This is a genomic window from Alteromonas lipotrueiana, assembly GCF_019249245.1.
GTDB classification, from domain to species: Bacteria; Pseudomonadota; Gammaproteobacteria; order Enterobacterales; family Alteromonadaceae; genus Alteromonas; species Alteromonas lipotrueiana.
In genome coordinates, this window is the sequence record NZ_JAESDK010000002.1 from 17,972 (window position 1) to 41,102 (window position 23,131).

A 23,131-nucleotide genomic window follows, 5' to 3' on the forward strand; every position below is an offset into this window, starting at 1 on the left:
ATGCCCGGCTAATACCGTAGTGCCGGGCTATTCAATGAATAGTTAGAATTTGTCAGGCGAACAGTAATACAGTGCCAATGATTATGCCGGTAATAATTAACTGCACCAGACAAAACCCCATGATATCTTTTGCTTTCAGACCCGCAATAGCTAAAACCGGTAACGCCCAGAAGGGCTGAATCAGATTAGTCCAGGCATCACCCCAGGCTACGGCCATAGCAACTTTATTTATATCAACACCCAATTCAAACGCCGCGGGTAAAATAACCGGAGCTTGCACCGCCCATTGTCCGCCTCCTGAGGGCACGAAGATATTCACTATACCGGCACTGATGAAGCTGAATAACGCCAGGGTATCGGCACTGGAAAAACTGATAAGCCATTGAGACATACTTGCCGCCAGGCCCGACTGCACCATAACAGCCATAATACCGGCGTAAAACGGAAACTGTATAATAATACCTGCGCCGCCCTGAATGGCTTGTTGTAAACAGTGCAGTAACCGTTTTGGTGTGCCATGTAAAATTATGGCAAGAAACAAAAATAAAAAATTGACGATGTTCAGATTCAGGCCGCCACCAGCAACAAAGTACTGAACCAGATAAGCCAGGCCGGCAAAACCAACCAATTGCGCCAGTACCGGACTATTTTCCAGTTTGTCTGCCGGGCGCGTGTTATCAGACTCTGGCAGCGGGGTATCTTGCAGCTTGTTGGCCTCAACAATAACACTGTCTTTGTCTGCGGGCAGCATGAGGCGGTTTACCAGTGGCACCACGATAAATAAAATGGCCAGAAGCGCCAGATTAAAACCCGAAAAGATAGTGTCGCTGGTAGGAATTACCCCAATCTGTGCTTCGGTAAAATGGCCAGGGGTGGCAATGGTTAGCGGCACCGAACCTGCCAGCCCCCCATGCCATACCACAAACCCGGAATAGGCGCTGGCAACCAGTAATCGGTAATCTACCCGTACCTGGCGCGCCAGTGCTTTTGCAAACAAAGCGCCCACCACCAGACCAAATCCCCAGTTTATCCAGCTGGCTGTCAGCGATACCAATGTTACCAGAATAATCGCTTTACCTGCACTGTTTGCAAGAGTCGCCAGTTTATCAAGCAAGCCTTTAACCAGTGCTGTACTGGCCAGCATAAAACCGCTGATCAAAACCAGCAGCATCTGCATTGAAAAGGTCAACAACCCCCAAAAGCCTTCACCCCAGTAGCTGAATACCATCATCGGTGATTGTTGTTCAACCAGCATAGCAGCTCCAAAAACCACCAGGGTCAGTAGCAATACGAATATGTAAGGATCAGGAAGATAGCGTTCGACCAGCTTCACGAAGGGTTTTGCAACAGAACTCAGCATAAAGGTAATAGCATCTTATGTAACAATATTGTTGCACAATATCGAATTCTGATAGCGATGAACACGTTTTTTGCACCGCGTGCACAATGAACGTTTGTAATACCTAAACCCCTGGTTATGCAACTCATTAAATGTCCGGTTGGTAGTAAAATGTAGCCTTATCCATCTAAAGTAGTAATTTTTTAGTACTGTTCATAAACAAGCCATATTTTCTACTTATCACTAACCATCTTTTTTACCAGTGTTTAAAACTTTAATTTTGATACGCCTTTATAAAATTTGTCCTTCCCTGTGTAACGTGAATACGCGGGTATCTGAAAACAAACCGAAGAATATGAAGTTATGGTAGATACTCATTACCCATAGTTAGGGGTGGTTATTCACAGGCCAGCAACACGGGTCTGGCAGCTCCTTTACGCTGTTTAAGCGGATACCCGTTAAGTATCGGACATAACCTGCTTCATGAAGCAGTCACACTTTTTTATCTTTTTATATCTCTAAAAGGGATACAAAGTGGATAATAGGGATAGGAATCAAGAAAATGGGGACAAAACTTGAAGCTCAGGAGTTGCAGCGTCAGTTGAAAGACCTGTGTGCTTCGGCAGGTTGGTCACAAAATAAGCTGGCCCGAGTACTCTATCGTGAGCTTTATTCTCAAAATGACGACGCCGGGGCCCGACGTTTTCAGGAGCGTTTAAAAAAAGCATTGCAACGCGACAGTACCAAGCCTGAACGGTTAGAGCAATACCTTGCCATTGCGCACCGGTGTCAGGTAACCGAAAAGCAACAACAGCATTTTCACCGTCCGGAAAAAAATGGCTATATTAGTGAAACAATGTCGATTGAAATGAAAAGAATTACTGCTGAGATGGACATGCAGCTTGCGCAACAGAGCCCGCGCCGAACAGGCTAGTTTTATAAAAACTATGGCCCAATAATCTTCTCTTTTTTATCCATCGTTTTTTATGCTATGCACACACCCCCTGCGTGCATAGCCCGGCTTTTTGTTTACCCTAAATCCTGAAATAACCCATTGAACCGCCAGCCCGGTATCGGTATGGTGGCAGCCAACCTGTATTTTTATCCACCTGATTGACTACTGAAGCCGCTATCATGAAGTTTATCCATACCTCCGACTGGCACCTTGGCCGGCAATTTCATAATGTTTCTCTTTTATCTGACCAGGCGGCGGTCCTTACGCAGCTGGTAGAGTATATTCGTTGTAACCCAGTGGATGCGGTGGTTGTAGCGGGCGATATTTATGATCGGTCAGTGCCGCCCACCGCAGCTATTGACTTACTCAACAAGGTGGTCACGCAAATATGTGATGAGCTTAAAACACCAATGATCCTGATATCCGGAAACCACGATGGAGCTCAACGATTAGGATTTGCTGCTAACCAAATGAAGCGTTCTGGTTTACACATAATCAGTAACTACGACGAGATGGTGCGTCCGGTGATTATTGAAACTGCAGAAGCCGGCCCGGTGGCATTTTATGGCATGCCTTATAGCGACCCTGAGCACGTGCATTATTTTTATCGTACTTCAAAAAACAACGAATCAGAGACAACTCAGATTAACAATTACGACGATGCGCATAAATTGCTGGTACAAAAAATAGAGGCCGCAAGTCATACAGAACAACGACGTGTGCTTATTAGTCACTGCTTTGTTGATGGTGCCATAGAGTCAGACTCAGAACGTCCGTTATCGATTGGGGGAGCTGATCGCGTTAGCCATCAACACTTTACCAATTTTGACTATGTTGCATTAGGGCACTTGCATCAACCCCAACAAAAGGGTGAAAACTTTATCCGCTACAGCGGTTCGCCAATGAAATACAGCTTTTCAGAACAGCATCAAAAGAAAGGCTTTACGGTGGTGACCCTGAATGGAAAAGGATTTGTAGACGCCATTCATGAACCTCTTATCGCCCCGCATAATATGCGGATTATTGAAGATAAGCTGGAAACAATTTTAAAGCAGGGTCGAACCGATCCTAATCACGAAGATTATTTGCTGGTTCGTCTGACCGACACTCATGCCATTTTAAACCCCATGGAAAAACTGCGTGAGGTTTACCCTAATGTTTTGCATTTAGAAAAGCCCGGAATGCTGATAGGGGTTGAACAGGAGATGGCAAAAGCCAAACTGGCCCGCGGCGAGCACGAAATGTTTTGTGATTTTTATCAAGAAGCACAAGGTAGTTCAATCACGCCTGAACAGGGTGAGGCCATGCAAGATATTATCCGGCAGCTCACTACCCGCCACAACGTGTGATCACCGCAGGAAGCTCTAATTATGAAGCCCATCACATTAAGCATGCAGGCATTTGGTCCGTTTGCTGACAAACAGGTTATTGACTTTACCCGTTTGGGTAGTAATCCGCTTTTTTTAATTAATGGCCCGACGGGCTCAGGTAAAACATCGATTTTAGACGCGCTGTGTTACGCCCTGTATGGCGAAACCACCGGTAATGAGCGTGACGCAATGCAAATGCGCTGCGATCTGGCAGCCGATGAAATGCTGACTACCGTGACGTTGGATTTTAAACTTAATCAACACGTTTACCGCATAACTCGCTCGCCAGAACAATCAAAACCTAAGCGAGGGGGCGGTTTTACTACGGCTAAACATGCTGCAACCATTACTTGCCTTGGCGAAACTGAGGTACTGATCAGTAATAAAACCAGTCAGGTAAAGCACGAAGTTATTAAACTAATAGGACTAAACGAAACGCAATTTCGGCAGGTGATGGTGTTGCCTCAGGGCAAGTTTCGTGAGTTGTTGCTGGCCAGCTCAAAAGACCGGGAAGACATTTTTGGACAGTTATTTCAGACCGACATTTATAAACGTATCGAATATGCGTTAAAAGAAAAAGCCAGCGATATTACCCGGGCAAAAAATGAGTTTGATAATCAGATTCGCGGGGCATTGCAGGTGGTCAATCTGGCCACGCCCGAAGAACTTACCGAGCAGCTTTTTAAGGTAAAAACACAACTTGATGCTCAACAGGCCGAAACCGACAAAGTACTTGCGGCCACCCAGCAGGCCGAGCACGCGCTACAGCAAGGTAGGGCGTTATCACAGCAGTTCGAACGTCAGCAGCAGGCGCAACAGGCGCTAATACAGCATCAGCAAACTAGTCAGACGCATCAGGCTAACGAACACCGTCTGCAGCAGGCACTTGCTGCCAAAAATATTGAAGCAAAGCATCAGGCGGTTCAACAACAACATCAGCAAATTCAGAAGTTACAGGCAGATATTGCTCGTACGCAAGCCCAGCGCGAACAAAATACCCAGCAACTTGAAAAAGCCCGAATAACACGTAAACAAGCCCAGGAAGCAGCGGGCCAGGTAGCACTGCTTACCGAAGAGCAATACCAGCTGAACAGCATTAAAACAGCGCTTCAGGATAAACAGGCTTTGGCGGCAAGCATTAAACAATGCGAACAAGCTGAAACTAAGCTAAGCGCTGAGTTAGCGAAATATGAACAGCATAAAGCGCAGCTTGAACAGCAAACCAGTGATGCTGCTGCAACGTTAAAAACAACCATTGAGCAAAAGCTGCAAAGTCACAAAGTTGAAGCAAAAATTCAGCAATTGATACGGTCAATTAAAGACTTACAGCACCTGGAAGAAATCAATAATCAAAACGAGCAGCTGAATAAACACATAAACAAGGCGCAAAAACAGGTAGCTATTGCTCAGGAGCAACAACAGCAGGCGCAGGTCAGGGCCGATACTATCGAAATGCATTGGTATAATGGCCAGGCAGCCGTGCTGGCTCAAAAACTCAGGCAGCAGATGCCGTGTCCGGTGTGCGGCAGTAAAGAACACCCCCAGCCAGCGGTTTTTGCTGAGCACGAAGTCAGTAAAACCGAGGTACAACAGGCCCGCCAGCAGGCAACAAAGGCTTATGACAAAACCGGCCAGGCTCAGTCTGATTTACAGCAATATCAGCAGCAGCTAACCCAAAATCAAACCCGACAACATGAACTTTCCGCCGAGCTTGGCGATATCGCCAATTCAGATATTAATGCGCAGCAAGCGGCATTATTGGAGCTACAGCAGCGCTCAGCAGAATTGCAAAAAATGGATGTGGATGCGCTGGAACAAGAGGTTCGTACTCTTGAGCAGCGATGTAAAAATGGCGAGCAACGTATTGCGGCTGTGGTTGAGAAAAAAACCGGTAATTATGCGAATCTTTGTACGTATCAAAAGCAATACAATACCCTCTGTGACAGCATCGACGCTAAGTATGTTACAGCGGCAGAAGTGGAAACCGAAATAGAAAGCATTAAAACCAAAATCACTGCTCTTAATCAGGCCCTTGAACACGCGGTGGAAGATGAGCACAAAGCCAATAACGCCTTGTCAGCTAATGAGGGTAGCATCAAGGCCAATCAGCAGTACCTGAAACAGGCTCAGCAAAGACACAACGAAGCGACACAAAGTTGGCAGCAGGTTTTGGGCGACAGTTTGTTTTCAGACGAGGCAGACTTTAGCAATGCCCAATTAGAAGATACTGACATAAGTGACCTGCAACAGACTATCTCTGCCTATAAAGATCAGCAACTCAAATTACAGCAAACCCTGGCTGATTTAGATACCGTATTACATGACAAAACGCCCCCTGATACCCAGGTTTTACAGGCTAATTGTGATCACGCCCAGCAAACATCAAAAAATGCCAGCAATACACTTAATGATGTGCGCTCAACGTATCAACAACTTTATCAGGTTCAGCAGAATATAAATTCTTTGCGCGACAAAAATACCAAACTTGAATCGCAATATCAGGTTTACGGAACGTTGTACGAGGTAACCAGTGGCAAAACCGGCAGTCGCGTCAGCCTGCATCGATTTGTATTGGGGGTATTATTGGACGATGTATTAATTCAGGCATCGCAACGACTTGAGCTTATGAGCAAAGGGCGATACCGGCTGCTTCGAAAAACGGCCGGTTTTAAAGGCGCGGCCGGCCGCGGCTTGGATCTGATGGTTGAAGATAGCTATACCAGCCGGTCACGGGATGTTGCGACATTATCAGGTGGCGAATCATTTATGGCTGCATTAGCGCTGGCGCTGGGTTTGTCTGACGTGGTTCAGTCTTACAGCGGCGGAATTCGGCTTGAAACATTATTTATTGATGAAGGATTTGGCAGTCTTGATCCAGAATCACTGGATTTGGCCATTCAGACACTCGTTGATTTGCAGCAAAACGGCAGAACCATCGGGGTTATCTCCCACGTGACCGAACTTAAAGAACAAATGGGGTTACGCATTGATGTTATACCATCCAGGGTTGGGTCAAAAGTATCTCTGGCGGGGAGGTAAGAAAGAAAAAAGCCTCATTTTTGTGGTGACCCAGGGGTTACCCAGACTAACGTTCAGTCAAGTTACTACCGGTTTTAGTGTATTGATTTTGAGGTATTTGTAGTTACGTAAAACCTGAGTGTGACTGTTTGAGATTCTGGTGGTTGAGGTGCTGCTGGCTGAGGTTTTACAAGCTTGCAGTGCACAAATTAAAATAACCAACAGTGAGTTTTTTGTAAGTCCTTTAGATACTTATAGCGCAGACACAAAAAAGACATAAGGCAAGTTGTGTTGTGGGGCCCCACAACACAGCTTATTCAGCAGCGCTTAGCTGTTGTGCGTACCACGGATAGGATAATCATTGTCGGGGTCTTTAACAAATTGCAGACCATTGACCAACGTTTCAATATCAGGTCGGCAAAATGGATTATTCGCCACATCTACCGCGAGTATTTTACCTTCCTGATTCACCACAAACAGGCCTGGCTCGGCAAACGGATGATCTGTCTCTTCAGGAGAGCGGGGATCAGAAACGTAAACGCCTAACTGTTGTAGCTGGTCTTGTGACAAGCCATAACCCATTGAAAATTTCACATCCAGATCTTTGATGTGCTCTTCTAACTGTTCTTTGCTATCGGCGCTTACTGCAATTAAATCTACGCCCATATCGAGCAAAGTAGTACGTTTAGACTCTAGATTGTTAAGATATTTTGTGCAAATTGGACAGTGCTTACCACGGTAAACAACAATCATTTGCCAATCAGAGCCATCGCGAGGTTTGCCCAACTCAACCGTGTGGTCGTCAAGATTGGTGACATTCATTACTGGAAAATCGGTACCAGCAGACAACTTTTTGCCATAAGATGCGTTTGTAGTCATTGCTTCTCCTCGAAAAATGTAAGAATAACCCAGTATTATTACTGAGAAAACAAGGTTGGAGAGCCTGATAAGCTAGCTTTCAGAGTCATAACCATGCTAATTCCTACGCACATCGAACAGAAAAGCTCAGTGCTGTATGAAAGAAACAAAAGCGAGAAATAAAACGTAATTTTGGCTCGATAAGTCAGGCCGAAACAATAGAGATAATATTGTTTCGGCCCTCAGAAATACGCTTAGTTAAAAAATTGCCATATAATGCTGTGTTCGGTGTGCATGCTCCACAACAGGACCACGCCCATCATCAGAACCTCTAACACCAGTACGCCTATCGCCATCATAGTACTAGAGATAATAAAGCCTTCTTTATGGCTTATACCTAAAAAGGTGGGCGTACCCTGGTACAAAAGGTAGGCGGTATAACAGACCCCAACAATTCCTGCCAGCGCACATACCCACAATATGGGATACACTGAAAAGACACCACTTAAAAACATAGGAGTGGCTATGTAGCCGGCAAACACTATGCATTCTTCACGACGGGGTCGCGAGGGGTATTTACGCGCCATCCAGTGGATAAAGCTCCCTACCACCGCAACCGCGGCTAATATCATTGCATAAAATGCGACACCTAGCATAATTCCTGTTGGAATAGAAACCTGTAAAATGTCTTTTTCGCCGCCAAACGACCAGCCAAATTGTGTTGTGCCTATAAATGAGCAAATAACCGGTATTGCCGCCATCCATAGCACATGGTGTACATAAAGATGAGAAACCGTTTCATGCTCGTCGTTTATACTGCGCCACTCACGATCCGGGTGATGTAATAACCCCCAAAGGTGGTTGCTCATAGGCGTCTCCTTATAAATATGGAAAATCAACAAACAAATTTACATTACATTAACAATTTATACTCCATATATTGAAAATGTGTAGGAACTTCTAGGGCTATAGAAACCGCTGCTCAGACGAGTTAGTTATATAAGGCAAAAAATATACCTTACAAAAGTAACTTGTCGATTAACCGCGCTGTTTAGTGTAAAAGTATTGGCCAAAATTCAGTAATTCTCGACTAATTGCTCAAGCAGAACACTTGCAGATAATCTACACTTTGCTTTAATAAAAAAAACTTAATGTTCGTTTCTAAACAGAAGGCAAAAGCATGCTCAAGGCTCTCCACGAACTAACCTCAAACGGAACGCTGACCTTTGATGACAAGGTCAAAGCGCTGTTGCAGATGGGGTTAACTTATTTTGGTCTTGAACATGCCATCGTCAGTCACATTCAAAACAATAAATACACCGTTAAGCATGTGGTGTCAGATAACCCAGAGTTGTGTGCTGGCCTTACCTTTGATTTAGGTGACACCTATTGTGTTCACGCGCTTAGTGCCGAAGGTACTTTAGCGTTATCAAATGTGGGCGAAAGTGAAATTGCAGTCCATCCCTGTTACGAAATGTTTAAGTTGGAAAGCTACATCGGTACCCAAATTTTGGTAAACGGCGAAGAATACGGTACTTTAAACTTTACCGGTGCGGCTTCCCGCACTTCTCCTTTCTCGCCTGAAGACATCGATTTTATTCACTTATTTGCCCAATGGGTAGGGGTAGAGATTTCCCGAAAGCAGGAACGTGAGCTTTTAGATCAGCGTTTATCATTACAACTTGAAATGGAGCACCTGGCTAATATTGGTGCCTGGGAAGTTGATATGATCAACAATAAACTGTACTGGAGCGAACAGACCAAAAAAATTCATGAAGTTCCTGACAATTACGTACCCGAACTTGAAAGCGCAATTGAATTTTATAGGGAAGGTGAAGACCGGGACACAATCACACAAGCCGTTGCCCGAGCGATTGAATATGGCGAACCGTGGAGCAGTGAAGTTCGGTTAAAAACCTTCAATGGCAAAATAAAATGGGTAGCCACGCAGGGTAGAGCAGAGTTCAAAGACGGTAAATGTATCCGTATCTTTGGCGCGTTTCAGGATATCGACGAGCAGATAAAAACGCGTCAGGCGCTGATTGATAAAAAAGATGAAGCGCAGCGCCTTTTAAAGGCCCGAAGTATCATGATAGGTAAAATAAGCCACGAATTGCGCACGCCGGTTAATGGCATTACCGGTATGTTACAAACCCTGGTTGGCGAAAATAATCCAGATATTATCGAGAGCAGGGTAGCCATAGCGCTACGTAGCGCCGAGTTGCTTATCAGGTTGGTAAACGATGTTCTTGATTATTCAAAAGTGCAGCATGGCGACCTTGAGCTGAAAACTATCCGGTTTGCGCCCAGGCATATCTTTGATGATCTTTACGCACTGTACCAACCTCAGTGCCAAAGCAAAAATATCGAATTAGATTTTCGGGTAGATATTACTCCGGACCAGTATACCGTTGGCGATCCGGGCAGGCTAACCCAAATATTTACCAACTTACTTAATAATTCACTTAAGTTTACCGACGCAGGCGGTATAAAATTAACCGCTAAGTTGGTGGCCGAAGACAAAAATACCGTATTAAAAGTCAACATTGTTGATTCGGGTATTGGTATGGATGGCGCCACGTTGCAAGATTTGTTTACGCCATTTAAACAGGGCAGCGCTGAAGTTACCGCAAAATATGGTGGTTCAGGTTTAGGTATTGCCATTGTAAAAGAACTCTGCGACAAACTCGGTGCTACAGTTGTCTTTAAAAGCTCTCAAGGGGTAGGCACCCAGGCGTGTGTAAAAATTCCTTTATTAACAAGTCTCGATGCTCACACCAGCGACGTAGCACCTTACCAAAAAACGCCCAGCATTAATTACGATCAATTGAAAATTTTAGTGGTAGATGACAACGAAATTAACCGTTTAGTTATGGAGTCTTTGTTGTCGCAGGTACAGGCAAGCGCTGATTATGTGGTTAATGGTCAGGAAGCGGTTACTGCTGCTCATAAGATGGGTAGTGAGCCCTACAACTTAATATTTATGGACTGTGAGATGCCGGTAATGGGAGGCATTGAAGCCACCCTGACGCTTCGCAAAAAATTTAATAAAACGGGTAAAATTTTTATCGTGGCCATGACCGCCGATACCTGTGATGAAAACCGCAATGCCTGTTTAAAAGCCGGCATGGATGCTTTTTTAACTAAGCCTGTAAAGCTGGAAGATATCAAAGCAGTATTAGACCAGGTGGCGGTATACGATACTTCAGCCTTTTAAGAATAAATTCTTTAACAGCGACGGCGCTTTTAAAGGTGGTCTGAATTGGGCGCATTACTTCGCGTTATTCGACAAATACCGGGCTTCAAACTCGTGTATAGGCAATGGTTTACTGTAAAAATATCCCTGACCTTCCTGACACCCCAAACTTTTTAAGGTTTCAAGCTGAGCGCTTGTTTCAATACCTTCGGCAACTAACTGTAAATTCAGTGAGTGCGCCAAATGAATAATTGCGTCAACGATATTTTTTGCCTGATCATCGTTTAGCATGTCTTTGATAAACGAACGGTCGACTTTAAGGACATCGAGCGGAAAAAATCGTAAATATGAAAGGCTTGAATAACCGGTGCCAAAGTCATCCAGTGAAATTGAAACACCGGTATCACTGAGTTTTTGCAAAGTAGTCCGGGTCATATCAAAGTCATGCATAAGTGCAGATTCGGTTAATTCAAGCTCAAGCCATTTGGGGGATAACTGATAAGTTTTTAACGCCTGTTGAATATTGAGATAAAACTGTTCATTGCTAAACTGCAATGCCGCGATGTTTACCCCGACCCGCACCGGATTTCCTTCTTTTAGCCAGCGACTGGCCGCTTTACAACATTGGTGCAGCACCTGGTCACCCAACGCATGTATAAGGCCCGTTTCTTCTGCCAGCGGAATAAAAGCATCGGGAGGAATAATATTGTTGTTCTCATCACGCAAGCGTACTAAGGCTTCGGCCCCCACCAGTTCTCCTGTAGCCAGGTTATTTTTGGGTTGAAAAAAAACTTCTAAAGTTTGCTCTTCGATGGCTTTGTTCAGCAACCGTTCAATCTGAAAACGTTGGTCAACCTCACTTTGCAGCTCATCAGAAAAATAACAAAATCGACTTCTGCCCAGCGTTTTGGCTCTGTACATGGCGGTATCGGCGTGTCGCAATAACTCTTGTTCATTACTGGCGTCGTCAGGAAATACACTAATACCAATACTGACACTAAGTTTATACTCTTCACCGCCTACTTTCATGGGCGTTCCTGCCAGTGTAGCTATTTGAGTGGCTACCACATCTATATGATTTGACGAATTGATACCAGACGACATAAGAACAAACTCATCACCCCCAATACGCGACAACGAGGTGTGGGCATCGCACAGTTCTTCCAGCCGTTGTGATAATTGAAAAATAACCTTATCGCCGACCTGATGCCCCAGTGTATCGTTAAGATATTTGAAGTTGTCGATATCAATCAGCAGAACGGCCAGCTTTGTATTGGTGCGAATATTACACGGAATAGATTGCATTAGCCGATCATGCAATAACAAACGATTGGGCAGCCCGGTCAACGGGTCATGATTGGTCAGGTGACTCATTTGTGTGGCCATTGCAATTGACTCGGTCACATCCTGAAATACCAGAACTGTGCCGGTCACTTTGCCGCAACTGTCTTTGATAGGGGCTGCGCTGTCTGTCACCCGGTATTCTCGACCCTGCCTGCTGACTATTTTTGCATTTAATGCCATTGCTACCACACGCTCTTCTTCTAAAGCCACAGATACAGGGTTAATCAAGACATCATTTGTAGATGCATCAAACAGGTTCATGATTGTGGTGATGCTTTGGCCTATTGCAGAATTGCCATTCCAGCCGGTCAGGCGCTGAGCGACCGGGTTTATAAAGGTCACACGTTCTTCAACGTCGGTGGCTATTACCGCATCAGCAATTGATTTTAATGTGACATGAAGATGTTCTTTTTCGCTTTGTAATGCCTTATAAGCATTGGTGAGTTGTCGTTCCTGGGCACTTAATCTAAGGTGGTTTTGTATCCTGATGCGGCATACGCTCAAATTTATGGGTCGGCTGATAAAGTCAATGGCGCCCAATGCCAGTGCTTTGGACTCATGTTCAAAGTCGTGATGACTGGTAATAAAGATAATTGAGATTGCACGGGTTTTTACATGAGCCTTGAATATCTTACATAGCTCAAAGCCGTTGATGTCGGGCATTTCTATATCAAGCAAAATAATGTCAGGGTCACACTCAAAGGCAACTTGCATCGCTTTTGAAGGCTGATGGCAGGTGACGACGTCGGCCATGTCGTTGAGCCCTGACTCAAGTAAAACCAAATTTTCAGGCTGATCGTCCACAATCAAAATAGTTTGCTTGCTCACGCTTATATCTGATCGCCGAGTAAATTCCCTGTGCATCAATAAAACCTCGGTATACCTTTATTTAGACTTTAGTTTACTTTTATAAATATCCAGAATTTAAGACAAAATAAACGCTACCCTTAACCATAGTCGGTTTATCGCAAACTGCGGAGTTAATTTTTAAATTATTAATAAAGCGTCATATTTACCAGGCTAAGTAATAATGATTGACCTGTAATTTTGCGACATAATTTAGAATTAGAAGCAAACGTGAAATTTACCCTGGCAACAATTTAGCGCCGGTGAGTTACAACAAAGCAGGTATGCGGTTAGGCTCAAATGTCTGACAAGTCATCATCTTTAAGCAAATAGGGATTATTGTGAAACTAACACCATCTGTAAACTCTTCGGCTCTTATCGTACTTACGGTATGTATCCTTTGTGTTGTATTAGCGATAATTATAGCGGTTGGCGAGTTACAGTTAGTGAAAAAAAGTTACCGTGAGGCCTCTACGGCGCAATCTATAAACCTGGACGAGGTTCACCAACGGCTGCAAGAGTATTTAAATGGCTATACAAATGATATTCAGTTTTTATACCAGACGCCGCCGATTCAAGGAATGGTTGCTTCAGCGTCAAACCTGGTAAGCAACAACCGCAATAGTCAGAACAGTAAAAATAAAAATGTCGGCGAACCCGCTGACTATCAACAGTGGCGCGCACGAATGCAAACTATCTTCGAAGCATTTATGCGTAATGACGCTTCCTATCATGAGCTTAGTTTTATTCGTGCTAATGGTGAAGAACTTATTCACACTTTTCGTTCAGGACTTGACGTTTCTAGCCTTTCATCCCGACAGCTGCGGCAACTTAGCGACAGCTCTTTTTTTGCACGCATTGCTAAGCTCAAAGAAACGGCCATAGACATCACGCCGGTCGAGCCCGCCAGATTAAACGACATCCGGGTGCATCCTGTAATTCCGACAATCAGAATTACGCTGCCGGTCTATCGCGAAGATGGGGTTATTTTTGGCTATCTGAGTAGCTCGATAAACCTGACTACACTGCTTAATTCACTGCGAAACCTGGTACATGAGCATCATGATATTGTGCTTGCTAATGCAGACCACACACTATTTTATATTAGTTCGTCTAGTGGCTTTGCTGACACTCAAAATGCGTTTACCGCCACGTTTGAGCAGCTATACAAGAATAATGGTGAAATTTCTGACGCTCAGGGTTTATATCAATATATTGATAAGTCAGCCGAGCAGTATATGGGGACCTTAAGACCGGTCACAGTGGGTGCAGGGCGCACCGCTTATACGCTGTTGGTATGGGTGTTAATTGACAAAACGTATTTCGAACAACAATTGAATTATCAACGATTAACACTGTATAGCGCGTTAGCAGTTGGTTGTTTTATTTTAATTGTGGTTGCCATTGCTGTATTGCGCCGGGCCAAAAACCGTCTGACATTAGCGCAAACTCAGGCTGAAGCTCAGGTGTTGTTCGAAAATTCGCAAAACGGTATTGTTATTATCAATAAGCGTTACACGGTAACAAACTGCAACCGGCAGTTTGCGCACCAATGTCAGTTAGCACAATCAAAAATCATCGGCCATCAATTAGAAGACGTGTTACACGGGCGTCTTGAACAAGGTGCTTTGTTCGACCTGCTGCAATTTGAGAAAAATGAACTAAAACACGACTTTATTATTAAATGGAACCAACCGGGCGCGTTAACCTCAACCTATCGTTGTTTAACCAGTTTTATTGAAGTCAAAGGGAGCGCCACTGCCATTGCCCTTATTTTTAGTGATGTGACCGAAGAATTACGGGGTCGCCAAAAAATTGAACAGACCAATAATCAACTGGAAGCAAAAATTGCAGAACGTACTTATCAATTAGGTTTAGCTCACAAAGAGGCGGTGCGGGCAAGTAAGACAAAAAGTAAGTTTATCTCTGATATAAGCCACGAGATGCGTACGCCTTTAAATGGAGTTGTAGGCTCTTTAAGTTTGCTTAGCCGTGTTATTAAAGACGAAGAAGGCTCTCGCTACGTAGCGATGGCTCAAACCAGTGCGCATGCTCTGAATGCATTGATAAACGATATTTTAGATTTATCTAAAATAGAAGCCGGAAAATTAGACATAGAAACCAAGCCATTTAGCCCTCAGCACCTTATTGAAAACTTAGTTACCTCAATGTCGGCGAAGGCATCCGAAAAAGGCCTGCAGCTTTACTTAGATACCAGTAACCTGAATTTTATTTCTTATTCATTAGACCCCCACCGGCTGACGCAGATTATTAATAATCTACTAAGCAATGCAATTAAATTTACTAGTAAAGGGTGGGTGGCTGTGACTGTTTCTGGAGAAATTAACTCATGTGGCAACGCACGGTTACATATTTCCGTGGCCGATACCGGTATTGGTATCGCTGAACAAGACCAGACAAAACTCTTTAACTCATTTAATCAGGCGGATAAAACCATTGCCGCCAAATATGGAGGTACCGGTCTGGGATTGTCGATATGTAAGCAACTGTGTGAGCTAATGGGTGGTGATATTTCGTTAAATTCGCAGTATAAACAAGGTACTACTGTTAGTTTCTATGTTTCATCAGACACCTTCGAGGCTGAGCCGTTTCCGCCCAGGCAACAGTTACAGGGTAAACAGGTGGCTGTTTTTACCAATAGCGAGCAAGAACAGCGTATTTTGAGTAATATGATCAGTAATGCAGGTGGCAAGCTGGCTAATTATGCGGGCATTGATGATTTGCCTGTTGAAAACGGGCCTTTTCCAGACGCTATTATTATCGATGCGCACTCGATAGAATTCAGAGAGTTTTTACTGCACGTTCAAAGCTGCCCCAAAGGCGGGCTGACTGAACACACCCAAATAATATTGCTTCAACAAACAACTCAGTTAGACGTTGCGCATAGTTTGACCGAAGTAACCCGACTTATGCGCCCTTTGCTAAAATCTGAATTTTTTGCGAAGGTAGGTAATCAAAGAAACGCAGATAAAGCAGATAGCGTTTGTGAAAACCGCGATACGGGTACGCCGCTTAGTGAATCTGCGGCGCGTGCTATCCTATCAGGCCGTCATGTCGTTGTTGTTGATGACAACGAAATTAATCTTGAGGTTGCGGTAAGTATGCTCAATGCGTTTCATACGGTGGTTGTAAAAGCCAGAAACGGTGAAGAAGCTATCGCAATAATAAAAGAGTTAACCGAGCAGCATCAGGTTATTACTGCCGTGCTTATGGACTGCAATATGCCTGGCATGGATGGTTATGAAACTACCCGTGCAATCAGGGCCGGCAAAGCCGGGGTTTACGTAGCCGATGTTCCTGTTATAGCAATGACCGCCAATGCCATGCGCGGAGAAAAAGAGAAATGCCTGGAGGCAGGCATGAGCGATTACATCAGTAAACCCCTGACGGTTTCGCTGCTTATTGAAAAACTGGCGCCCTGGTGCAAACCTGAAAATAGCACAGGGGTAAATGAGGAAAGTGCGCAGCCCGATGCAATCATCACAACATCTGAAGTTTTATTTGTGTCACAGCCAACCTTGAGGTTTGATAAGTCAGGGGCACTATCACGCTTGATGGACAACGAGGTCTTACTTAAAAAGTTAGTCACCTTGTTTGTAAATGGCTCATCTGAAAAACTTATACAACTTCAACAAGCGGTAAAGGCGCAAGACTATGAGCAGGCGCGCCAGGCCAGTCATGCATTAAAAGGGCAAGCCTCCGACATTGGCGCCGTGGACTTGCAAAACCAGTTACACGAATTAGAGTCCCTGGCTAAAAGCAAAGAAAAACCTATTTCTATGGCTCATATGCAAGCCATTGAGCACACTTATAAACAGCTGATCGGCGAGTTGCAGAGCTATCTTGAGACACCTGACGAAGAATAATCGCAACCCGTTATAATCTTGAAGTTATGTTGTTCAGTACAAACCTGTTACAAAACTTTATAATTAATTAACCGATACAGGCAGCTTATGGCTTCAAAGAATAGTGTTAATGCGCACTCTATCGTCGACATGCCGATACATACTTGGTGGCATATTCTTAAGCGAATTTACACCAAAACACAGGAACATAATCTTCCCTTGATAGCAGCGGGTGTCGCTTTTTATTTATTGCTGGCAATTTTTCCTTTGCTTGGCGCACTTATTTCTTTGTACGGACTAATGGTCTCGCCAGAAGAGTTGCAACAACACATGCAACTACTTATGGATGTCGTGCCTTCACAAAGTCGCTATATTATTGAAGAGCAATTAGAGAATTTAACGCAGAAGTCCAGCTCAACCCTAAGCTGGGGTTTTCTGTTGTCTTTAATTTTATCATTATGGAGTAGCAGCAAGGGCGCCAATGCCCTGATTACCGCCTGTAATATTACCTACAATGAATCCCATGGGCGGGGGTTTCTTCGCGGCCTGCTGGCACGTCTTACCTGCACAATCAGCATTATCGTTACAATTATTATGGCATTGGCATTTATTACCATCGTGCCTAAATGGATAAGCTGGGCCACCAATGATTTAATTACAGCGAAACAGGCAGGCTGGATAACGTTTCCTATAATGTTGTTGTTGTTCAATGCAAGTTTGTCGGCACTGTATCGCTATGGTCCACACCGTGAACGTGCTCAGTGGCGCTGGGTTACGCCCGGGTCAGTGTTGGCCACCGTGTTATGGATTGCTGCCTCGTATGGGTTTGCCTTGTATTTGAGTGAATTTGCCACTTATAACAAAACCTACGGTTCGGTAGGGGGCATTATTATTTTGCTGATGTGGTTGTATTTAAGCGCCTATATTATTTTGTTAGGTGCTGAAACCAATTCGGCAATAGAGCTTCAGACCAGTAAAGATACCACTGTGGGTGAAGAAAAACCCAAAGGTGAAAGGGGGGCATTTGTTGCCGACCATACTCCAGAAGACAGTCATCATCATGAACCAAAAAAGCCGCTAGGCGGTAATTAACCCCACACCTTACTAGTTCAAATTACTGAAAAAGCCGGGCCATAATTAGTAAATTGCTTTTTGTTTTTTCTGAAGATGAAAAAACATTAAAAAAAGTGACTGCTAAAGTGGCCTGGCTATTGCTGTAAGCCGTTAATTTGATACAGTGCAACTATTACGTACAATAAATTATTATCACAGCTGACCATGTGTCAGGCGAAGGCCCAGGAACTAAGAATGTCACAGCAGTGCTTTCGAATGAAAGGTACAACACTTACCAGTATTGTACTTGATGTACTTAAATTTGAACCCGACGAATTTGAACAACAACTGGCGACTAAAATAGCCAGTGCTCCGCAATTTTTTACAAGATCTTCTTTGATTTTGCAAATAAATGCCGCAATGTCTGCGACTGAGTTTGAATTACTGGTAGCCTTGTGCAAAAAGCATCAGCTACAACCGATGGCGGTAAAAGGTAAGGTGGGGGCATTAAAAGCGACCATCAATGATTTGGGGCTTTCTGACATAAGTCAAAGCAAGTCGACAGATTCTCAAATTTCGCCCAGCGAAGAAGGCTCAACGGTAACCAGTACAAAAGAGTCGTCAGAATCAGCAGAGGCCTCAGGTAAGCCAAAAATTATTGATCGCCCGGTGCGTTCAGGTCAGCAGGTTTATGCACAAGGCGGCGATTTAATTATTGTGGCTCCGGTAAGTGAAGGCGCCGAAATTCTGGCTGACGGCAATATACATGTTTATGGCACCATGCGTGGCAGAGCCCTTGCAGGGGTAAAAGGAGATACTCAGGCAAGAATATTTTGCCAGCAGGTAGAAGCAGAACTTTTATCTATCGCCGGGCGTTTTGTTATGCAGGACACTATACAATCACAGTGCTGGAAACAACCAGCACAAGCATATTTGGAAGACGACACTCTAGTGGTATCAGCATTAGTCTGATACAAGTAGTGTCGATTGAGGAAAGGTAAATGGCTAAGATCATCGTTGTAACCTCGGGCAAAGGAGGGGTAGGCAAAACTACTTCAAGTGCAGCAATAGCAACCGGGCTTGCCTTACAAGGGCATAAAACAGTTGTTGTCGACTTTGATGTGGGATTGCGTAACCTGGACCTGATCATGGGGTGTGAACGTCGGGTTGTATACGACTTTGTGAACGTGATCAATAAAGAGGCCACACTGAATCAGGCGTTGATAAAAGACAAACGAACCGATGGTTTGTTTATTTTGCCCGCGTCGCAAACCCGTGATAAAGACGCCCTGACGATGGAAGGCGTACAGACGGTACTAGACGATTTGAGCAAAGACTTTGAATTTATTATTTGTGACTCGCCAGCGGGTATTGAGCAGGGTGCGCAAATGGCCTTGTATTTTGCTGATGAAGCCATTGTTGTAACAAATCCCGAAGTGTCGTCGGTTCGCGACTCTGATCGCATTTTAGGTATTTTACAAAGCAAGTCGATGCGAGCCGAGCAAGGTAAAAATGTAAAAGAACATTTATTACTGACCCGCTACAACCCCGATCGCGTAGCGACTGCTGAAATGCTTAGCGTGGCCGACGTTGAAGAAATTCTGGCGGTACCCTTAGTAGGTGTGATCCCCGAGTCAGAAGCGGTATTAAAAGCCTCAAACCAGGGAGCGCCGGTTATTTTGGATCAGGAGTCCAATGCTGGTCAGGCATATACAGATGCGGTACGCCGCTTGCTTGGTGAAACGGTGGAATATCGCTTCATAGAAGCGCAGAAAAAAGGGTTCTTTAAGCGTCTGCTCGGAGGGAAATAATGGGCATTTTTGATTACCTGCTGAAAAAAGGGAAACCTAATACAGCTGCCGTAGCCAAAGAGCGGCTACAAATTATAGTTGCGCATGAGCGGCGTAAACGGACCGAACCCGATTACTTACCCATGATGCAGCAAGAAATTCTGGAAGTGATTAGAAAGTATGTGCAAATAGCTGATGACCAGGTTTCTGTACAACTGGAAGACAGTGACGATTGCAGTGTTCTTGAGCTCAATATCACGTTGCCAGAATAAGCTTACCTCAGGCACAAAAAAAGCCCCGGAACATTCTTTGTTCCGGGGCTTTTTTATTACCGATACAATCGGGCTGAGCAGGTAACGCCGGTCGAAACTTTAGTTTGCCGAGCGCTCATACTTTGCCGGTTCGTTGTTTTTCGGCAAGGTCGATTTAATAAACTCGCGAACATCATCGTTAGCGGTTTTTAAGTCATCTTTGCGTAAATACATCATATGCCCACTGTGATAGCCCTTAAAGCTTAAGCGGTCCTGCATTTTGCCGCTAGGGTCTAGCTGCCAAAGGGTATACTTGGCATCAAAGTAATTGGTTGCACCATCAAAATACCCCGACTGCACCATTACATGTAAAAACGGATTTGCCGCCATTGCTAAACGCAGGTTTTCGCCAGTGTTATCACCCGATCTATCCCACGGATGTACGGGGCCAAACATATTGTATTTAATGTCTGTCTTAAAGTTTAACTCGTTTGTCAGGTAGCTGTTAATTGCTGGGGTAAAGGCGTGAAGCCAGGCGCTTAGCTCGGCGTTGTAATCAGGACGTTCGCCAACATCTTGTTTGTCGATGCCTAAATAACGACTGTCTAACCGACCTATTGTTTTACCTTCGTCCCGCAGCAGGCTTTTCCAGAAGTAGCGTGTGCTGACATCCAGATTGCTTCGAACAATGTCATTTTCTGACAAACCCGAGTAAGCGGCCATTTGCGTTACAATGTTTTGCTGGCGTTCAGGTTCAATAAAACCGCCTCGTGCCAGTGCCGGAATAAGCTCATCCAGCGTAAATGCTTCAACTTCAGCTAACAAATCTTCCAGCTTCATCTGCTGATATTTTTTAGCCAGTTTGTTGTGATACCAGGCGGTCGCGGCAAAGTAGGGCAGGCGGTTGGCTGCTTCTACCGCCCCTTCACGAGGAATACCCAGCTCGGTGGGTGACACCAGAATTACGCCATTTAAATACATCCACTGGGAGTTTTGCAAGGCCAGCGCCAATCCAGAAACCCGGGTCGTGCCATAGCTTTCACCGATAAGGTATTTGGGTGAGCGCCAGCGGTTATGGCGGGTAACGAATGTATTTATCCATTCAGCCAAATACTTAACATCAGCATTAACCCCAAAAAACTGCTTTTTTTGTTCGTCTTTAGAAGGAAGCTCACCTTCGGCATTTTCTAATACTCTGGAGAAGCCAGTATTCACCGGGTTTACATAAACAATGTCGGCAACATCCAGTACCGAGTGCGGGTTTGCCTTAGTGCCATAGGGTTGCAAAGGATAACCTTCATCGTCAACATTCAGCACTTTAGGTCCGGTATAGGCCAGATGCATCCACACCGACGCCGATCCCGGGCCGCCGTTAAAGCTGATCAGTAACGGTCGGGTCGCCTGGTTTTTGCTATCTGTGCGCTCGTAGAATGTATATTGAAGGCTGGCAATCGCATCACCCTTATCATTCCAGACAGGCTGCATACCTGCGGTGGCCTTATAATTTAGCTTTTGACCACCAATGGTTGCTTTATGCTCGGTGGTAATAGCTTGTTCTGCCTTAATCTTGCGCGAAGGGTCTGTATTTTCAGATTGCGCCAGGGCTATAGGGCTGCCAACTAACGTGGCGGCCAGTAAGTATCCTTTCCAGCTCATAATATGTTGGTACTCATTTTTCTTATATACGTAAAAAGCGTTTACGAACGCCGGTTAATAACATGTTAACACCGATTGTTGAAACGAACAGACCATTGGTCCGGCCTGACTAGTTATCGGTCGATGGCAGCCCGTCATGATGCAAGCGGTACATGAGCAAGGCGGCTCTTTTAGCCTGCGACCGTAACGTACTTAAGTCGCCTTCTTCGTTAACCGTATGGCCTGCGGTTCCACCCATCCCAAGGCCGTCTAGCGCCATCTTTACGTGCTCTGCTGTAAAAGCCACATCGGCAGCGCCCGCATTACGGGGGTCTATCGCGGTGACCTCACCTAACCCAAGCATCAGACTGGCTTGTGAATAAAGTGATAACAGCTTTGCATTAGCGGCGGTAGGCGCTAATGGCGGGTAGCCTTCAGCAAATTCAATGCTCGCTGATGTTTTAGGAAGGTTTTGACTGACAATGTCGCGCATTTTTTGCTTAACCCGGTTTACCTGATCAATAGAAAGCGCACGAATATCGCCCGTTACCAACGCGCTTTCTGCAACGACATTATCTTTACCAAAGGTTGTTGCTTTGTTTTGTTTTTCCAAATGGCTTATCTGCGTACCGCCTACAATTTTACCCGGGTTAAACGTCAGCAGTTTTTCGTCGCGCAGTTGGGTGTAAAAAGTGTGCAGAATACGCGAAACCTCATAGATGGCTCCGGCGCCTATTTCGGGCTGAAACACCTGCGAAGAATGCGACGGTGTACCTTTAACAGTAAGCGTCCAGCCCATTGCGCCGCGCCTTGATGTATTTGCAGTCGCCGGATCGCCATCACCATTTTCAAAACCTAATGCGACATCGGCCCACTTTGCAGCTTCAATGAGCTCAGCCTTTGATTTTGACAAAGGACGACCACTAGATTCTTCGTCTCCGGTCATCACTACCTGAATGCTCATGTTCTCAAGCTCACCAGCGGCATGCAGAGCGCGCAGGGTTTGCAAAATGATAATATTGCCCCCTTTCATATCAGCAATGCCGGGTCCTTTAGCCCAGCCTTCACGGGTGGCTTCAAAAGACTGAAAAGGGCTGTCGGGTTCAAATACCGTATCAAGATGCCCGATAAGTAAAATTTTAGGACCAGTGCCGCTTTTTTTAGCGACCAGGTGGCCGGCGCGCCCATAGCTACTGCCATCGGTCATCGATGCTGTAAAACCAAGTGCTTCAAACTCAGGCAATAGCATTTGCCCGGTTTTTTTCACACCTTCAAAGTTCATGGTTCCGCTATTAATATTCACCGATTTCTCAAGCAGTGTTACCGCCTGACTATGGTGCGCATCAATATAGTCAACAGCCTGTTGTTCGGCCGACGAAAGACTTCCAAAAGCCTGCGAGCAGGCGCACATTAACAAACTAAACACGGCTCTTTTTTTCACACTCACTCCAAGTTTTTTTCACTGGCTGCAGCAAACACCTTACCTGTATCCGGGCAACTAAGGCAAAAATTTATGGCCGCGATAAACGTGGTTTGTCACAAACCTATTAGCAAAAGTAAACACTCTGAACAAACAGACGTATTACTTGTTACAGGTTTTCAAAGGAGAA

At 44.8% G+C, this 23,131-nt stretch carries 15 protein-coding genes; 9 read left to right on the forward strand and 6 right to left on the reverse strand.

Going from position 1 to position 23,131, the window contains the following annotated elements:
* Positions 1-52 precede the first annotated feature (52 nt).
* The gene (locus JK130_RS01825; RefSeq protein ID WP_218352509.1) at positions 53-1,360 is read right to left on the reverse strand and encodes a short-chain fatty acid transporter; all 1,308 of its coding nucleotides are present in this window, start codon (positions 1,358-1,360) and stop codon (positions 53-55) included.
* A gap of 541 nt (positions 1,361-1,901) precedes the next feature.
* On the opposite strand from JK130_RS01825, the gene JK130_RS01830 reads away from it, so the two are divergent.
* The 3 genes from JK130_RS01830 to JK130_RS01840 all read left to right on the forward strand — a co-directional run bounded on the left by JK130_RS01830 (position 1,902) and on the right by JK130_RS01840 (position 6,703).
* Positions 1,902-2,273: a hypothetical protein gene (locus JK130_RS01830; RefSeq protein WP_218352510.1), complete on the forward strand. Its 372-nt coding sequence runs from the start codon at positions 1,902-1,904 to the stop codon at positions 2,271-2,273.
* A gap of 200 nt (positions 2,274-2,473) precedes the next feature.
* Positions 2,474-3,643 carry an exonuclease SbcCD subunit D gene (locus tag JK130_RS01835; RefSeq protein WP_218352511.1) on the forward strand — a complete coding sequence of 390 codons (1,170 nt, stop codon included), beginning with the start codon at positions 2,474-2,476 and terminating at the stop codon, positions 3,641-3,643.
* A 21-nt stretch (positions 3,644-3,664) separates the two neighbouring features.
* Positions 3,665-6,703, forward strand: a complete 3,039-nt coding sequence (locus JK130_RS01840) for an AAA family ATPase (protein WP_218352512.1) — start codon at positions 3,665-3,667, stop codon at positions 6,701-6,703.
* A 306-nt stretch (positions 6,704-7,009) separates the two neighbouring features.
* On the opposite strand, the gene JK130_RS01845 is transcribed toward JK130_RS01840, so the two are convergent.
* Both JK130_RS01845 and JK130_RS01850 read right to left on the reverse strand, forming a co-directional pair.
* Entirely contained in the window at positions 7,010-7,561 is a 552-nt protein-coding gene (locus tag JK130_RS01845; protein WP_218352513.1) for a redoxin domain-containing protein, read from the reverse strand.
* A gap of 233 nt (positions 7,562-7,794) precedes the next feature.
* Entirely contained in the window at positions 7,795-8,409 is a 615-nt protein-coding gene (locus JK130_RS01850) for a Yip1 family protein (protein ID WP_218352514.1), read from the reverse strand.
* Between the two features lie 311 nt (positions 8,410-8,720).
* Here JK130_RS01850 and JK130_RS01855 point away from each other — a divergent pair, with 311 nt between their 5' ends.
* The gene (locus tag JK130_RS01855; RefSeq protein WP_218352515.1) at positions 8,721-10,757 is read left to right on the forward strand and encodes a hybrid sensor histidine kinase/response regulator; all 2,037 of its coding nucleotides are present in this window, start codon (positions 8,721-8,723) and stop codon (positions 10,755-10,757) included.
* Positions 10,758-10,811: 54 nt separating this feature from the next.
* Here JK130_RS01855 and JK130_RS01860 read toward each other — a convergent pair whose 3' ends face one another.
* Complete coding sequence (locus tag JK130_RS01860; RefSeq protein ID WP_343210969.1) at positions 10,812-12,908, reverse strand: two-component system response regulator; 2,097 nt, start codon at positions 12,906-12,908, stop codon at positions 10,812-10,814.
* A gap of 359 nt (positions 12,909-13,267) precedes the next feature.
* On the opposite strand from JK130_RS01860, the gene JK130_RS16580 reads away from it, so the two are divergent.
* From JK130_RS16580 to minE, 5 genes are all read left to right on the forward strand, one after another.
* Entirely contained in the window at positions 13,268-16,813 is a 3,546-nt protein-coding gene (locus JK130_RS16580) for an ATP-binding protein (RefSeq protein ID WP_218352517.1), read from the forward strand.
* A gap of 87 nt (positions 16,814-16,900) precedes the next feature.
* Positions 16,901-17,884: a YihY/virulence factor BrkB family protein gene (locus JK130_RS01870; RefSeq protein ID WP_218352518.1), complete on the forward strand. Its 984-nt coding sequence runs from the start codon at positions 16,901-16,903 to the stop codon at positions 17,882-17,884.
* Positions 17,885-18,100: 216 nt separating this feature from the next.
* Positions 18,101-18,817: a septum site-determining protein MinC gene (gene minC, locus JK130_RS01875; RefSeq protein WP_218352519.1), complete on the forward strand. Its 717-nt coding sequence runs from the start codon at positions 18,101-18,103 to the stop codon at positions 18,815-18,817.
* A gap of 29 nt (positions 18,818-18,846) precedes the next feature.
* Positions 18,847-19,656: a septum site-determining protein MinD gene (minD, locus tag JK130_RS01880; RefSeq protein ID WP_218352520.1), complete on the forward strand. Its 810-nt coding sequence runs from the start codon at positions 18,847-18,849 to the stop codon at positions 19,654-19,656.
* Positions 19,656-19,907, forward strand: coding sequence for a cell division topological specificity factor MinE (gene minE, locus JK130_RS01885; protein ID WP_218352521.1), 252 nt, complete (start codon positions 19,656-19,658; stop codon positions 19,905-19,907). Before minD ends, minE begins: the two co-directional genes overlap by 1 nt.
* 99 nt (positions 19,908-20,006) lie before the next feature.
* Here minE and JK130_RS01890 read toward each other — a convergent pair whose 3' ends face one another.
* Positions 20,007-21,542, reverse strand: coding sequence for a S10 family peptidase (locus JK130_RS01890; RefSeq protein WP_218352522.1), 1,536 nt, complete (start codon positions 21,540-21,542; stop codon positions 20,007-20,009).
* A 109-nt stretch (positions 21,543-21,651) separates the two neighbouring features.
* Positions 21,652-22,962: a M20/M25/M40 family metallo-hydrolase gene (locus tag JK130_RS01895; protein ID WP_343210970.1), complete on the reverse strand. Its 1,311-nt coding sequence runs from the start codon at positions 22,960-22,962 to the stop codon at positions 21,652-21,654.
* Positions 22,963-23,131 lie beyond the last annotated feature (169 nt).